General features: G+C 46.9%; 18 protein-coding genes. 8 read left to right on the top strand and 10 right to left on the bottom strand.

Translation table 11 applies throughout. The features are described from left to right. Positions 1-121: 121 nt before the first annotated feature. From NSS66_RS17090 to NSS66_RS17070, 5 genes are read right to left on the bottom strand one after another with little or no spacing between them, the layout of a single operon-like run. On the bottom strand, positions 122-1,441 hold the full coding sequence (locus NSS66_RS17090; RefSeq protein WP_071559366.1) for an ABC transporter permease: 1,320 nt from the start codon (positions 1,439-1,441) through the stop codon (positions 122-124). Next, on the bottom strand, positions 1,434-2,336 hold the full coding sequence (locus NSS66_RS17085) for an ABC transporter ATP-binding protein (protein ID WP_023986841.1): 903 nt from the start codon (positions 2,334-2,336) through the stop codon (positions 1,434-1,436). Before NSS66_RS17085 ends, NSS66_RS17090 begins: the two co-directional genes overlap by 8 nt. 2 nt (positions 2,337-2,338) lie before the next feature. Further along, a complete protein-coding gene (locus tag NSS66_RS17080) occupies positions 2,339-3,274 on the bottom strand; it encodes an ATP-binding cassette domain-containing protein (RefSeq protein WP_081376928.1) in 936 nt (311 codons plus the stop codon). Between the two features lie 41 nt (positions 3,275-3,315). Then, positions 3,316-3,717, bottom strand: coding sequence for a GntR family transcriptional regulator (locus NSS66_RS17075; protein ID WP_068941270.1), 402 nt, complete (start codon positions 3,715-3,717; stop codon positions 3,316-3,318). A gap of 41 nt (positions 3,718-3,758) precedes the next feature. After that, positions 3,759-4,478: a hypothetical protein gene (locus NSS66_RS17070; protein ID WP_053324551.1), complete on the bottom strand. Its 720-nt coding sequence runs from the start codon at positions 4,476-4,478 to the stop codon at positions 3,759-3,761. Positions 4,479-4,713: 235 nt separating this feature from the next. On the opposite strand from NSS66_RS17070, the gene NSS66_RS17065 reads away from it, so the two are divergent. Further along, a complete protein-coding gene (locus NSS66_RS17065; protein WP_160788823.1) occupies positions 4,714-4,941 on the top strand; it encodes a DUF1858 domain-containing protein in 228 nt (75 codons plus the stop codon). Positions 4,942-4,955: 14 nt separating this feature from the next. Beyond that, positions 4,956-6,215, top strand: coding sequence for a DUF438 domain-containing protein (locus tag NSS66_RS17060; RefSeq protein WP_279835047.1), 1,260 nt, complete (start codon positions 4,956-4,958; stop codon positions 6,213-6,215). Here NSS66_RS17060 and NSS66_RS17055 read toward each other — a convergent pair. After that, a complete protein-coding gene (locus NSS66_RS17055; protein WP_279835048.1) occupies positions 6,204-6,716 on the bottom strand; it encodes a GNAT family N-acetyltransferase in 513 nt (170 codons plus the stop codon). The genes NSS66_RS17060 and NSS66_RS17055 overlap by 12 nt on opposite strands. A 145-nt stretch (positions 6,717-6,861) precedes the next feature. Between NSS66_RS17055 and NSS66_RS17050 the strand changes: the two genes are divergently transcribed. Further along, positions 6,862-8,148: a hypothetical protein gene (locus NSS66_RS17050; protein ID WP_028541121.1), complete on the top strand. Its 1,287-nt coding sequence runs from the start codon at positions 6,862-6,864 to the stop codon at positions 8,146-8,148. Between the two features lie 66 nt (positions 8,149-8,214). Here the strand turns inward: NSS66_RS17050 and map are convergent, their stop codons facing one another. Beyond that, positions 8,215-8,997 carry a type I methionyl aminopeptidase gene (gene map / locus NSS66_RS17045; RefSeq protein WP_080751590.1) on the bottom strand — a complete coding sequence of 261 codons (783 nt, stop codon included), beginning with the start codon at positions 8,995-8,997 and terminating at the stop codon, positions 8,215-8,217. A 105-nt stretch (positions 8,998-9,102) separates the two neighbouring features. After that, complete coding sequence (locus tag NSS66_RS17040) at positions 9,103-9,291, bottom strand: hypothetical protein (RefSeq protein ID WP_007428354.1); 189 nt, start codon at positions 9,289-9,291, stop codon at positions 9,103-9,105. Between the two features lie 365 nt (positions 9,292-9,656). Here NSS66_RS17040 and NSS66_RS17035 point away from each other — a divergent pair, with 365 nt between their 5' ends. The 4 genes from NSS66_RS17035 (at position 9,657) to NSS66_RS17020 (ending at position 12,889) form a co-directional block, all read left to right on the top strand. Next, positions 9,657-10,694 (top strand): serine hydrolase domain-containing protein, encoded by a 1,038-nt coding sequence (locus tag NSS66_RS17035; RefSeq protein WP_340959428.1) that lies wholly within the window; start codon positions 9,657-9,659, stop codon positions 10,692-10,694. A 43-nt stretch (positions 10,695-10,737) separates the two neighbouring features. Continuing rightward, the gene (locus NSS66_RS17030) at positions 10,738-11,889 is read left to right on the top strand and encodes an MGDG synthase family glycosyltransferase (protein ID WP_028541123.1); all 1,152 of its coding nucleotides are present in this window, start codon (positions 10,738-10,740) and stop codon (positions 11,887-11,889) included. A gap of 31 nt (positions 11,890-11,920) precedes the next feature. Further along, complete coding sequence (locus tag NSS66_RS17025) at positions 11,921-12,202, top strand: hypothetical protein (RefSeq protein ID WP_023986830.1); 282 nt, start codon at positions 11,921-11,923, stop codon at positions 12,200-12,202. A gap of 348 nt (positions 12,203-12,550) precedes the next feature. Then, entirely contained in the window at positions 12,551-12,889 is a 339-nt protein-coding gene (locus NSS66_RS17020) for a DUF4870 domain-containing protein (RefSeq protein WP_023986829.1), read from the top strand. Positions 12,890-12,945: 56 nt separating this feature from the next. Here NSS66_RS17020 and NSS66_RS17015 read toward each other — a convergent pair whose 3' ends face one another. Then, the gene (locus NSS66_RS17015; RefSeq protein WP_028541124.1) at positions 12,946-13,905 is read right to left on the bottom strand and encodes a sigma-70 family RNA polymerase sigma factor; all 960 of its coding nucleotides are present in this window, start codon (positions 13,903-13,905) and stop codon (positions 12,946-12,948) included. 18 nt (positions 13,906-13,923) lie between these two features. After that, complete coding sequence (locus NSS66_RS17010; RefSeq protein ID WP_023986827.1) at positions 13,924-14,367, bottom strand: carboxymuconolactone decarboxylase family protein; 444 nt, start codon at positions 14,365-14,367, stop codon at positions 13,924-13,926. A gap of 151 nt (positions 14,368-14,518) precedes the next feature. Between NSS66_RS17010 and mscL the strand changes: the two genes are divergently transcribed. Next, on the top strand, positions 14,519-15,013 hold the full coding sequence (gene mscL / locus NSS66_RS17005) for a large conductance mechanosensitive channel protein MscL (protein WP_023986826.1): 495 nt from the start codon (positions 14,519-14,521) through the stop codon (positions 15,011-15,013). The last annotated feature ends 13 nt before the right edge of the window (positions 15,014-15,026 follow it).

Below are 15,026 nucleotides of genomic sequence, written 5' to 3'. Positions count from 1 at the left end.
CAATCACTGTTTACTGATGCATAAATATTCATTTCTCACTAATTATGAAAAAAATTCTCATTAATTCTGAAAACATTCTCATTAATTATGACACCACACATCACACATCGACAACAGCTTCTTAAATCTTGTAAGCCTTCATAGCTTTTCTTAACTCTTTGAATGAAGGACGTTTGCCATACATTAAGACGCCCGTACGGTAGATCTTGGCGGCCAGCCAACCAAACAACAAAATGGAGGCGACCAGAATACCAAGGGACAGCCAGATTTCCAGCAGGCTCGCCCGCTCCAGACCAATCCGCAGCAGCATGACGGTTGGCGAGAAAAATGGGATGTACCCGGCCACTTTTACGAAAATCGTATCAGGTGCGGCGATATTGAAGATACCGATATAAAAGGCTGCCAGTGACAGCACGGTAATCGGCATGATCGCCTGTCCCAACTCCTCGGTACGGCTAACGATGGAGCCCACCGCAGCGAACAATACTGCGTACAGAAAGTAGCCGAGGATGTAGAATACCAGACCATAACCCAACACCGCGATATTCAGTTGCGACAGATCCAGCCCGGCTGAGCTAAGAATGACATTATTATGCGGCAGCATAAGGTTGGCACATACAACGGCTGCAAAAACAGCAATTTGCAGCAGGCCGACCAGGAAGATGCCGATAATTTTTCCGAACATCTGGGTCAGCGGTGAAACGCTTGTGATAAGAATCTCCATGATACGTGAGCTTTTTTCCGATGTCACCTCTGCAGCAATCATATTTCCCGTCATCATGGAGGAGGTGAAGAATAAAATCATCAGTACATAGACCAAACCATAGTTAATCATAGAGGTTTCTTTTTCCTCTGTCCCCACAGCTCCTCCTGCCTCAGATGGACTGTCTACTTCCCTGCTATCCACCATTACAGGTGTGCTAATTTCACGAATTTGATCGCTGGTCAATGCATTGCCGCCCATAATGGCTTTGACCTTAGCTTCCTGAAGTCCCGTCTGCAACAAAGTAATTACAGCAGGAGATGGCTCTTTTTCTACAGAGACGTACTCCACTTTAGGAAACGTGTCTCCCTTGGCGTCAGGCTCCGTGAACTGCACGTAACCTTGCAGCTCCCCGTTTTTCAAGGCTTGCTGCATGGCCGGCGTTTGTACGTTGTCATAACGCACCCAGATGGCTGCCGGGTTGGATTGCTTCTTTGTAAATTGCTCCAGCTGATTCGCCACTTCTATCCGGCTCCCAGCAATCAGTCCCAAGCGATGATGCTCGGCTGCCGTTGTGCCCGAACCTCCTGCCCCATCTCCTTTAAACAAAGAAATCATATACGGCAGATTCATACCAATTGTAATGAGCAAGGCCAGTACCAGCGTTGTAATGATAAAAGATTTGGTTCTCGCCTTCTGACGAAACGTAAAGCCGATCACCGTACCCAGTCTATTCATGGGAATCACCCACCTCTCTTATGAAAATCTCGTTCAGCGTAGGTTCCTTGATCTCAAAATGCTCCACATCCGTTTGCTCCAACGCCGTTTGTAAAATCAACTTCGCCGCATCCGGCTGCTCAATATGCAGCATCCAGCCGCGATCCATAGGCTCTGCACGGCGCACGCCGGGCAGCTGCTCCAGTCCGTTCACTTCACCTGTAGTAATGAGACGAACCTTTTCACGTGGGTAACGGCCCTTAATCTCCTGCACACTTCCCTGCACAACTGTATTTGAGCGATGCAAAATCGTAATATGGCGGCATAGTTCCTCCACATGCTCCATGCGGTGGGTCGAGAATAAAATCGCAGCCCCATCATCCCGCAGCTCTTTCACCGTATCCTTAAGCAATTCAACGTTCACCGGATCAAGCCCACTGAAGGCCTCATCCAAAATAAGCAGCGTCGGGCGATGCACTACAGCAGCAATAAAACCCATTTTCTGCTGATTCCCCTTGGATAGCTCCTCAATCCGCTTGTCGTAATATTCCGGCACCCCAAAGCGCTCCAGCCAGTAGCGTAGACTTTTGTCCGCCTCCTTGGCCGACATGCCGCGCAGCCTGCCCAAATAGTTAATTTGCTCGCTCACCTTCACCTTGGGGTACAACCCTCGCTCCTCAGGCAAATAACCCATCGTCCGTTGGAGCTCCTTGCTGTAGGGCTTGCCCTCATATTGAATGTTTCCTCCATCAGGGTAAATCAGGCCGAGCACCATGCGCATCGTTGTCGTTTTGCCTGCTCCATTGCCTCCCAGTAGTCCGTAAATCTCCCCGCCGTTCACATTCAGCGAAATTCCGTTCACCGCCGTGTGGTTCCCATATTGCTTCACGACCTCTTTCAATTGCAGCATGCTCATGATTACTCCGCTCCTTTTTTCTGCGTATATATCTCCACATCTTCTGATAGTTGTCCCGCAGACCAATGTACTAAAATATCATCCAGTTCCAAACGCCGCACACGGATGGGGCGAATGCCCGCTTGTTCCAATATGGCGCTGGTCTCTCCGGCTGCCAACGTTACAATTCGTTGCAATCCGCCTTCGCTCTCCGTCTCTACCACTCCCGGAAGCTCCGATGCCTCCTCTGGCGTGCCTTCAAACCACATTTCCTTGCTATTTTCGAGCAAATGGTCTTTTTCCAGCTTGCCGAGCAGCCTGCCATCATGCATCAGAACAATATAATCCGCCAAACGCTTAATCTCGTCTATAATATGAGTAGCAATAATGACCGTCGTTTTGCCGTTCTCCATACAATCCCGCAGTTCTTCCAGCATGATTTTCCAGGCAAAAGGGTCTAAACCCGACGAAGGCTCATCCAGCAGCAACAAACGGGGGTGAGGCGCCAAGGCTGCAGCCAGCTCAAACTTACGGCGCTCTCCCTTGGACATACGCGATAATTTCGTATGCTGAGGAACCTGAAATCGTTCCATCAGACGCTGAAAACGTGTTTCATCCCAGCCGGGATACCACAAGGCTCGAAAAGCCGCTGCTGCTTCTGCTGTGAGTCGATCTTCCTCACGGGTTGGCTGCTCTGACACATACCCAACCCATTGTCGTGTATCTGCTGGCATGCCGTCTGGATACGCTTGACCGAACCAACGGATTTCACCGGAATCCGGGTGGATAAGCTGAGTCAGCAGGTGAATCAATGTACTTTTGCCCGATCCGTTATGTCCAGCCAAAGCGACTACATATCCCGGTTCAATGGTTAGATTAATCGGTCCAATTTCCCGGTTACCCCGGGTTTTATAGACCTCGCTCATCTCAATAATGGGTGTTTTTATCTGTATCCCCATAGGAACTTCCACATGATGATTTACATCGTTCTTCACGGGCCTCACTCCTTCACTTGGACTTCATACCTTCTCTTCACCATTTCTGCGAAAAGCTCCCACAATTCCTGTTCTGTCATCTGCACAGCGATGCCTGTGTCAATCGCCGTTTCCAACGCCTCAGTCACTGCTTTAAGGCGGTAACCTGAGCGCTTATCGTCCTCGACCATAGCTACGAAGGTGCCCGTCCCCTGCCGGGTACGAAGCAAGCCCTCGTTCTCCAAATCCTGATAGACCCGCCGGACGGTGATGACGCTGCAGCGGAGCGTCCCTGCAAACTCCCGAATGGAGGGAAGCAGCGTTCCCGCTGCAATCTGTCCGGTTACGATGAGTGAACGAAGTTGCTTTTCAATCTGCGCATACAGTGGTTCCGCGCTATTCTCATCAATTTGCACTGGTATATTCACCTGCTTCTCCCCCCTTTTTATCTATCTTTGTACACATACCGCTAAGTTAAGTCCCGTTTCATAAGCCTACGCTGTGTCACCCTATAGGACACGCACATACCCAGAACTCCTGCCAGCAGCGCTCCCCACATTACCGGAGACAACAGCTGCCATTCCTTGCTATAAAATGCCGTTATCGATACCAGATTGGCCCCACATACTCGAACTATAATCGTAACTATCCCACAAATAAGCATGATGACAATGGATATCCAAAAGTAGGATTTTCCTTTTTTAAGAAATTCTAAATGAATATAAATGGCTTGAATCAGCATGCCGTAGCCTATCCAGGTAAGTGCAAACGATACAAAGAAACCTGTACTCGCATATACCCGAAACGTAGCTGACAACGTAAAAAAGAGAGTGAAAAATATTACACTATTCATAACAAACGCCAAAAGCGCCTGTTGAATTCGACTCATAATCACCGCATTCATCGGTATAGGCAAGGTGCGGAAAAAGGCTAGCATATGCGTATAGGAATCTTCCTGAAGATATTTAAATGCACGACGGTTATAAATGAATCCGAGAAACGGAATCAGCACCAGCATGATAAAATCGGCTACTGGACTCAAGTTTCCACGCTCATCCCAATGCACACTTACAGCAAAACTCATGGTAAATCCCAAATACGCAATAAACAGCAATGTCCACAGCATGACATATGGATTGTTGCGAAAATCGTGCCGGGTAATCTTCCATGCCTGCTTGATGATTGTCATTTTCTTATCCTGATCCCTTCTGCACTGCCTGTAATGACGACCTCATTCTCTCTTCATACGAAGTTTTTATTACAGTAACCAGTGTTATTACTGTATATATCCTTATACACAGTATATAAACCATGAATTACAACTGTCAACACCTGAATGTAAATTGTGCGTACAATCACAAAAGCTCGCCAGGACCTATGCTACTCTGTAAATGATAAACGTTCTCAATCAAGGGGATGAACAAATGGATAAGCTACTGCACTGGGATGAGCCGATATTTAACCTTGTTAGCCGTTATCCCGAAGTGAAGGACATTATGGTAGAGCTGGGTTTTCATGATATCGCCAAGCCTGGCATGTTACAAACCGCAGGTCGTTTTATGACACTGTCCAAAGGTATTGCATTAAAAAAAGTAGCTATGGAAACCGTGGAACGCACGTTTTTGCAACATGGTTTTACCATTCAAAAATAAAGGAGCTAACGATCATGAGCGAGCTAATTAACAACCGTGAACATACAGCACAGGAATTAACGGAACGCCAACAAACGCTAAAGGAAATTATAAAAGAATTACATGCCGGGAAAAGCGTGGAGGAAGTCAAAGCGCGTTTCGCAGAGGCTGTTGGCGGAGTAAGCGTAGCCGAAATTTCGGCTATGGAGCATGCATTGATGACTGAGGAAGGAATTCCCGTATCGGAAGTGCAGCGTCTTTGTTCCGTGCATACATCGATATTCAAGGGTTCCATTGAGGATATCCACCGTCCTTCAGGACCAGAGGAACAACCGGGACATCCCGTTCATACCTTCAAGCTGGAAAATCGGGAGATCGAACAATTGGTCAACTTCAAGTTGTCATTGCACGCGGACCAATTTCAAAAGGACGACAGCCCCAAAATCATCTACAAGCTACTGGAAGATTTAAGTCTGCTGCTCGATCTCGACAAGCACTATAGCCGCAAAGAAAATCTGGTCTTTCCTTATCTAGAACGCTATGGAATTTTTGGCCCAACCAAAGTCATGTGGGGTGTGGACGACAGCATTCGTGCTGCGATTAAGGAGGCAAAGAGTCTGCTCACCGAATATAACGGAGATCGTGAACAGATTGGGAAGGCACTTGCCCATATCATGAGCGAAGTGAATGAAATGATATTCAAGGAAGAGAATATTTTGCTGCCGATGGCACTCAGTAAGCTGACAGAGGATGAGTGGCTGAAAATAGCCCGTGAAAGCGAGGAAATCGGGTTCTGCCTGACCGCTCCCGAACGTGAATGGATACCTGAACGGGCAGAGGAACCCGTAGAAGCCCTTGAGCAAACGGAAGGCACATCCGGAACACCGCAAGGCTTCGTGAGATTCGAGACGGGGATTGTATCCGTACAACAATTGGAACTACTGTTGAATCATCTACCCGTTGACCTGACTTTTATCGATGAAAATGATGTTGTTCGCTATTTTTCCCATGGTAAGGAACGAATCTTCGCGCGCACGAAAGCCGTCATTGGTCGTACCGTACAGAATTGCCATCCGCCCCAAAGCGTGCACGTCGTTGAGAAGCTGCTGGAAGATTTTAAAGCAGGCCGCAAGGATGCTGAAGATTTTTGGATTCCAATCAAGGACAAATTTGTCTACATCCGTTATTTTGCCATCCGTGATGCAGAGGGCCGCTATCTGGGAACGTTGGAATTTACGCAAAATATTGCACCGATTCGTGCTTTGGAAGGACAAAAGCGTATTCTATCCGAATAGTATCCAACCGTAAGCCAACATGTTCAGGTTTTTGCCACTCATATTTATAATATGTTGTTCTACTATAAGTTTGGCCCCCAGCCTTTCATAAAAAGTACATGCTGGATTATCTGCTAGCACCCATACGATTACAGAGTGAATATCCATACTATTAAAATGTTGAAGCAGACGTAAAAATAGTCTCTTCCCCAAGCCTAAACTATGGTATTCACTCAAAACGTAAATAGCCGTTATTTCTCCCCCATACGGGGGATATTCACCTGACTTTTCTGGACCCCCACTCACAAATCCGATGATTTCCCCCTTCTCATTTTCAGCAACGTATACCCGATGGCCGTCTTCACTGGATAGATTCGCATTCCACAGTTCTGTTCTTTGCTCATAGGAAAGCTGTTCCAGAACCTGGGCAGGCATTACATCTTTGTACGTCGTCCTCCAGCAATTTACGTGCACCTTGGCGATGCCCTCGGCATCTGATATCGTTGCTTCCCTGATGTTCATGTAAGTTCCACTCCTAGTTTCCAATATTATGCACTCTATTATATCGACGATCCAAATCTTGATCTATAATAGGAATATTCATTGTTTAGTGAAGTTGGATAGGATAACCCGTTCACTACACTACTCGTTTACTGGGGGATTCTACTTGAATAAAATTGTTTCATTTTATGTGCCGCTTGGCATTTCGTCATTAATTGCTGCACTAACGCATGTCATCGTCAATGCCGTGCTTGCTCGTTCGGAACATCCTTCGTTTACATTAAGCAGCTATGCGGTCGCCGTCAGCCTGTGCCTACTGTTGGAAACTCCGTTAACCGCTGTACGGCAAATGACCACGAAATTCGGTTATGATCGCAAGTCCGTTCATTCTATCGGTATTTTATGTACGTTCGTCGCTGTGGCTGTATTGATCATAGGCTGGAGCATCGGGTTGACGCCCGTAGGCAATCTGGTCTTTCAATATGTATTTGGTGTGTCCCCAGTATTGATCGAACCCACCAAGAACGTATTTCAGGTTCTTACTTTACTATACATATTGGTAGCTGTCCGTAACATATATCAGGGACTTATTATTAACAAGCACCGAACGGCATGGATGACATTCAGCTCGTCCATACGTATTATCGTGATGCTAATTGCTTCCTGGTTTTTGATCCGTGCTGGCTGGACGAATGACGGACGAGTCGGTGCCGCCATTTTTATTGCAGGTATTCTCATAGAGCTGGTCGTTACTTTTTTAGAAGGCCGGGTTCTCAAAAGAAAGCTGCCTCCTGACAACGCGGAGCAAACCATCCATCACGCGAAGCATCTCCTACCTTTTTATCTTCCTTTGCTATATTCGGCGCTGGTGCTGGTTATCCTGAATCCTTCCATCCAAGCTGCGCTGAACAATACAACTGATCCACTTTTGGCCGTGGCATCCTTTTCTGTAGCACTGCAAATCCTAAATCTATTGGTCTGGTTTTGCAGCTCTTTGCATCAAATTGTGATTCAATTTTATACGTCCAAGCGCAGGGAAGTGCTGATATTTTTGAGCTTTTTGTCTATCCTGTCGCCGCTGCTACTACTGTTACTCTCCTTCGGATTTGCTGGCGATCCTGTGTTACGGAATGTATTGGGATTGGAAGGAGAATTGTTGCTAGAAACCAGAGGATTGCTTCGCATACTGGCTGTCTATGTCGCATTTTATCCTTGGGTGGAATATTTTATTGGGCGTTCGATATTGATCGGCAATACCAAACCTATCTTTATCGGCAGGCTGTTTTCTGTAAGCTTTGCGATTCTCGCGCTTATTCTGTGTATCTGCTTTTTTTCAGGACTGGACGGCAAAGTGGCGGGAATTGTGATGGCTGTTTCCTCCCCTGTCGAGCTGGGTATTTATCTGTTGCTTTACCGAAAAATCTCTACAACCACGATGAATGTGTCATCCTGAAAAAACTTACCTAGAGAGCCTTATGCAAACGCCCCGCACATTGACTCCCTATGGCACAACTCTCTTTTATGAGGTCAAAATATAAGGGCCGTTCTTTGTAATCGCAATCGTGTGCTCGTATTGAGCCCCCCAACTGCCATCTGCTGTGCTGATGGTCCAGCCATCGTCCCCCCAGAGCACGGCCCCCTCGGTTCCGAGGGTAAATACCGGCTCAATGGTAATCACCATCCCTTCGCGCAGTGGTAATCCCGTTTTGGGACGACCGTAGTGCAGAACCTCTGGCGGCTCATGCATTTGGCGGCCAATGCCATGCCCGATCAGAGGCTTGACGTTGCCGAACCGCCGCCAGCCTGCTGTTTTTTCCACAGCATGCCCGATATCCCCCAACGTCCTCCCCGGGCGGGCAACCTCGATACCCCGTACCAATGCCTTATGGGTCTGCCGCAACAGTCGTGCTACCGGGCGGCTAATGTTACCTACCGCATAAGTCCATCCTCGGTCAGCCAGCCAACCATCTTTGTTAACCACAATGTCGATGGTCACAATATCCCCATCATGAAGCACCCGCTCCGAGGGAAAACCGTGACATACCACCTCGTTGACCGAAGCACAGGTGGCATAAGGGAAACCTTTATAGCCCTTTTGTTCAGGCGTGGCTCCACGCTTGCTTAAAAACTGCTCCACCCAAGCATCGATTTCAAGCGTTGTAATTCCCGGAAGAATACGACTTTCCAGCGCACGATGGCAATCTGCCAAAATACGTCCGGCCTCCCTCATGTAGCCGATTTCCTCCGGTGTTCGTATCGCTATCTCTATTGGAATCCGCCTCCTTTGAGCATACAAATTCACTAAACCTATCCCATTGTATGCACGGCGGACACAAAAAAACCGTCTCCTCTGTGGATAGACGGTTTATAAAAGTCGTATTTCTAGTTTTTCGGGTAATCGAACCCTTTAAGATACTGAAGAATTTATGCGACCGAGTTCGTTTTCCACCACCATGGTCAACTCTTCCTCATACCCTCCTGTAATCCGGTATTTTCGCACATATTCCTTTACAAATTTTTTGGGATCCTTAGGCCGGAAAATTCGAGTCATTTCCCGCAGACTTTCCTTAACTTCATTGTGACCTTTCGTTGCCATGTAACTCCCTCCCAAAACGTTGAAAATAAGTGCTCCGTTGAAGAGAATGCCGAAAAGTATTGATGTCCTTATGCAGTGAAGTAGTATGTCTAATTGCAGCTTAGGTCGGGAACACCTTATACAAGGCATGTACCTGACACTATTATTAACCGATTTTCTTTTGGCTGAATCACTACCCCATTATAACATATTCAGATACAGCTTTCAGCTTTCCAGTAAATTTACATTGATTTTACCTATCTTTTACGCATCATGTCATTTGGGGTACTCAATCAGCTGTTGCACAGGAGGTATACCTTATTTATCGGTTTTTGGAGTGTATGTGTTTGGGGTAAAATAAATAAACATAACAAGGAGGGAAAAGGATGCGCCGCTATGCTCCGCTGTTCACTGCACCTGTTGCCCGTATGTCTGCCCTGAACATAGGAACTTGTGAAGAGGAGGGCATCAATGTCTCCCTACTTGATCAGGCAGACCGTGAAATCCAAGCCAAGTTTCCTAAAATGCACAGCTTCCTGCTGCTGCACCACGGCAAACTGATCTGGGAACGCTATTATAATGGGCATGAAGTAAGCTCTCTGAACGATTTGCGATCCGCAACCAAAAGCTTTACTTCCACGCTCATCGGCATAGCTATGGCTCGCGGTGATATGCCCGGGCCAGAGACGGCTGTGCATAAGCTGTTGTCTGAGTATTTACCTAGGCGGAAGGAAACACTGCTAGAGCAGATTACGATTCGCCATCTGTTGACCATGACATCCGGCTTGTATTGGCAGACGGGCAAAAAGCTCGGAGAAGCTTTTATCCACCGTTTTCATCGCAGCAAAAGCTGGCCGTCCTTTGCCCTACGTTTACCTGTACAGGAGGACCAACTCGGTGTATTCCAATATCGTAGTGTTGATTCGCACCTGTTGTCCGTGCTGCTGACCCAATGCTGTGGAATTGACGCCTATACGTACGCTCTCCAGCATCTGTTCGAACCCTTAGGTTTTGGAAGAAGTGGTTGGGCACAAGATCCAGAGGGCTACACCATGGGACACATCGGGCTATATCTGACATCGCGTGACATGGCTAAATTCGGCGATTGCTGCCTTCATCAAGGCAGCTGGAACGGAAAAGAATTGATTCCGGCTGATTGGCTGCATCAGGCGACACAGCGACAGGTTGAAGGCTATCCAGAATTCGGAGATTACGGATTCCAATGGTGGACAGGACGACTCCACGGCATCAACTACGCGTGTGCGCACGGACATGGAGGACAGCAAATTTATCTTGTGCCAGAAGCGAACGCAGTCGCGGTATTTACAGCAGACAGCAAGGTGAGCCGCTGGAAAAATCCGCGAACACTGCTGGAGCGCTACGTTTTGCCAGCCGTATCCTCCCTCAACTTAGAACGTTCCTGATATGAGCTTCATGTGCTTATTGAATATAGGGGGCTAAACAATCATGGAAGTCTCAGCACCAAAAATTCTAATATTATACGCCAGTTACGGGGAAGGCCATGTGCAGGCCGCTCGGGCAATTATGGACAGTTTACGAAGACTCGGACGCTGCGAGGTACAACTTCTCGACCTGATGGCTGAATCTCATCCCTGGTTGAACGGTCTGACCAAATTTGTATATATGCAAAGCTTCAAAACCATTCCTCAGCTTTACGGCTGGGTCTATAACATCACGCGCGGTATGCAGGCTAAATCTGCCTTCGGCCATGTGTTGCATTCATTCGGAATGCGTCAACTTACGCTCACTCTGAAAAAGGAGTTGCCGGATCTCGTGATACATACGTTCCCGCAGCTCGCGCTCCCGGCGTTACGCCGCAAAATGGGAATGAGTTTGCCTATTGTCAACGTGGTTACAGATTTCGATCTGCATGGGCGCTGGCTGCATCCCGATATTGACCGCTACTATGTAGCCACTGAGGATATCCAGCAGGAAGCCGCCCAGCGGGGAATACCTATTGAACGCATTATCGCTACGGGTATTCCGATTCACGCTTCTTTTTATAACATGTCTGCCGACGAAATTCCTGTTCAGGAACAGGTAATTCCATCACTACAGTCTGAGACTACTACGCTACTCATTATGGCTGGCGCCTATGGTGTGCTATCCGGCATACTGGATATCTGTCGGCAATTAAGCCAGCTTCCTCAGTTGCGGCTACTGATCGTCTGCGGACGTAACCAGCAACTGAAAGCAGAAGTGGATGCGCTGTATGCAGACCACCCAAACATTTACACCTATGGATTCGTGGACTTTGTCCCAGCACTTATGCGTGCGAGCAATCTGGTGATTACGAAGCCCGGCGGCATCACACTCTCGGAAAGCATTGCATCCGGTTTACCTATTCTTGTGTTCAAGCCCGTACCCGGTCAGGAGCTAAATAATGCTCTGTATTTGCAGCAAAAAGGAGCTGCCCGTATTGCTCGCACTACGGAGGAGCTGATTCAGCATTGTCTCGACCTGATTTCCACCCCCTCTCTTGCCGAAGAGATGATGCAGGCGATTGAGCTGCTTCGTAAACCTCATCCCGCAGACCAGATTGCCGAGGATATTTTGCATCAGCTTGTGGATAAAAGACCTTCCGTCCGGACAAATTAACGAAGAATAAAGTCAGACGGAGGGGATACCTATGGAACACAAAGGGAAGGATTTGCTCCCACTAACAGGAGAAAAGGTAGAAGTGGATGGTGTTTATATTGATGAGGATGGACATGAGCAGCATTTGCACAGAGGTCAGCATTTTCCCGCTGATGTTGTTCTGGGTACTTCCGAGTGGAAAATGACCGAATACGCCTTTGATAATCATCATGAAGGACGTACTGATGAACGACTTATCCCCAAAGAGGACGATGAGGATAAAAAGGGTAAAATCACACATCCACGCCGTCGTTTACAACGCGGAGATCGCTAAATAAGACAACTTATCCACGGTTAATACCAATCTGTTGATATTTTGTGGACAATCTGTGTGCAAAATGAGCTTAATCGCTATATTGTCTACAGTTTGTGCACAATTTGTGCATAACCAATGCTTATTTTGTGGACAAGTAGTGGCGTATAGTGGATAAAATGCGTACAACATGTGCAAAACCTGTGTATAACCCTGTGAATGACTGAGCGAATCCTTTTCGTTCAGTCTTTTTCGTGTTTTTATACACATTCCCTGATTGAACTTTTTCTGGCGTTTCGGGCATATCTTTAATTCCTGTCCTCATAGCTTGTATAGTACGGATAACTTATAAAGGGGGATTTGCCTGACATGTCAGTCTATAAGTCTTCCACGGGATTGGATGAAAATATAGCAGCTGTCCTGTGCTATCTGTTCGCATTTATTGGCGCACTGGCCTTTGTCATGCTGGAAAAGAAAAGTCGATTTGTATTATTTCACGCGCTGCAATCCATATTTCTGTTTGTCACCCTCATGATCGGGCATGTGCTTGTTGGATTCATTCCGCTGCTCGGTCCTCTGCTCGCTTCCCTGCTAACGCTGGCAGGCCTTGTATTGTGGGTCATCCTGTTAATTCGCGCGGGACAAGGCAAGTGGCTCAAGCTTCCCTGGGTAGGTGATCTGGCTCTTCATCAAGCCCGGCAGTTGTGAAGACAACAAAAAACCTTGATCCTTAGCAGGATTCAAGGTTTTTGCTGTTTCGATGATTACTTTTTATCGCATGTTCGCTTCTTCTGTCCTATATGAATGTATCCCAACTTATCTGGGTTAACCATTAAATAAAAACTCTGAATATGCTCCCCGTCCGGTGTCAGTCTGAGACATAAGGTTTCTCTCACTTTTCCATCTTCCAGAAATGCCAGCTGGACCTCGCCATTGATGACGGTGTGGAACACATCTCTTTCTCGTAAAACGGTTAATACCCGACGAGAAGTCAACAGGGCAAGAACGCCTTTGCGCACAACCATCGGTCTCATCACCGTATGCACATTACCTCCGCCATCTGACACGAATACAGGTTGTTCAGCCAGTAGTTCCAGCATAGCAGTCACATCGTAGGCAAGAAAGGCGGTTGTAAAACGTTCTAGTAGTTTTATTCGGGATGAGTTATTCATATTACGACTGGACTGAGCCTCAAGAGCAGATTCTCCTGAAGATAGAATACGACGGGAGCGACTGAACAACTGACGACAGTTGCTCTCAGTCTTCCCCAGCAATTCCGCAATATCTTTGTAATCATATTGAAAAGCTTCCCTCAGCACAAAAACAGCCCGCTCTATCGGCTTTAGCTGCTCCAGCAAAACCAGAAAAGCGTAAGATATCATGTCTTTACGCTCTAACCAATCCGCAGGGAGATCTGCGCTTTCACCCAACGGCTCCGGCAGCCACTGTCCTACATATGTCTCTCTTTGCTTGCGCGCAGAGTTCAGCAGATTCAGACACCGGTTCATCGTCATTTTGGCTACATAGGCTTTGGGATTGTGTATATCATCCAAGGGCTTATTCTTCAGCTCGACAAAGCAGTCTTGAACTACATCCTCGGCATCCGTAACCGTTCCAAGCATGCGATAAGCAATGGCAAAAGAATATTTGCGATATCTTTGATACAGCTCCTCCAGATTTAAATCCACCGATTCTTGTTCAATTCTGTGTTCTTTGCCAGACAAAGCATAGCCCCCTGTTCATTAAAGAATGCCCGGATACATTCCCGTTGCAATTGCAATCCGGTTCCAACTGTTAATCACGTTAACCGCGGTTATCAAATCTACGTATTCTTCCTCTGTAAAATGTTCTCTGACCCTATTGTACAAATCCGTAGGTACCCCTTGTTCAGAGATACGGGTGACCGCTTCAGCTAATTCAAGCATAACACGTTCTTTTTCCGTGAACAAAGGAACCTCCCGCCATAAGGCTAGCTGCAAAATGTGGTCAGCATAATCCCCCAGCTTGAGCAAATCCTTCGCATGCATATCCAGACAATAGGAACATCCATTGATTTGGGATACTCTAATTTTCAGTAGTTCGTACAATACTTTGTCTGTAAAACGACCGGAAATATATTTTTCCATCTCCATCATTACCTTGAATGTACTAGGACTCACTGCTCTGTGATTGAATCTCAAACTCACGATACATCGCCTCCATTATTGGTTTACATATAGAAGACAAATGAACATGTGATTTTGTGACAAAGTGCAATACATCAATTGGGAATTGCCCTCCATTGACATAGCATGTATTATAGATAAATGATTTTATGTAAAGAAGGTGAGCACTCATATGAGCGGAAAAGGTATTATAAAAGAGTTTAAAGAATTCGCTGTACGGGGTAACGTGATTGACCTCGCGGTCGGTGTTATCATCGGTGGAGCGTTTGGCAAGATTGTCACTTCTGTGGTAAACGATATTATCATGCCTCCGATTGGTAAACTTCTGGGCGGCATGAATTTTCCAGACTTGTATGTAGCTTTACGAGCTGCCGATCCTTTAAATGCTGACGGTACACGCATGACTTTGGCACAGGCCAAAGAAGCAGGGATTGCAGTCCTCGCCTATGGTCAGTTCATTAACGTCCTGCTGGACTTCCTGATCGTAGCCTTCTGTGTGTTCATGCTGGTCAAAGGGATTAACATGCTGAAACGCAAAGAGGAAGAAAAACCTCCTCAGGAAAAAACGATCAAGGAATGTCCACATTGCCTATCCGAAATTCCTGTAGCCGCTACCCGTTGCGCACATTGCACTTCCAAGCTGGAGGGGTACGTCGAAGCACGCTGACTCAACCCACACC

This window comes from Paenibacillus sp. FSL R10-2748 (assembly GCF_038005565.1).
GTDB classification, from domain to species: Bacteria; Bacillota; Bacilli; order Paenibacillales; family Paenibacillaceae; genus Paenibacillus; species Paenibacillus polymyxa_B.
Note: the sequence above shows the minus strand (reverse complement) of the source record. Positions and strands in the feature narration are given on the sequence as shown.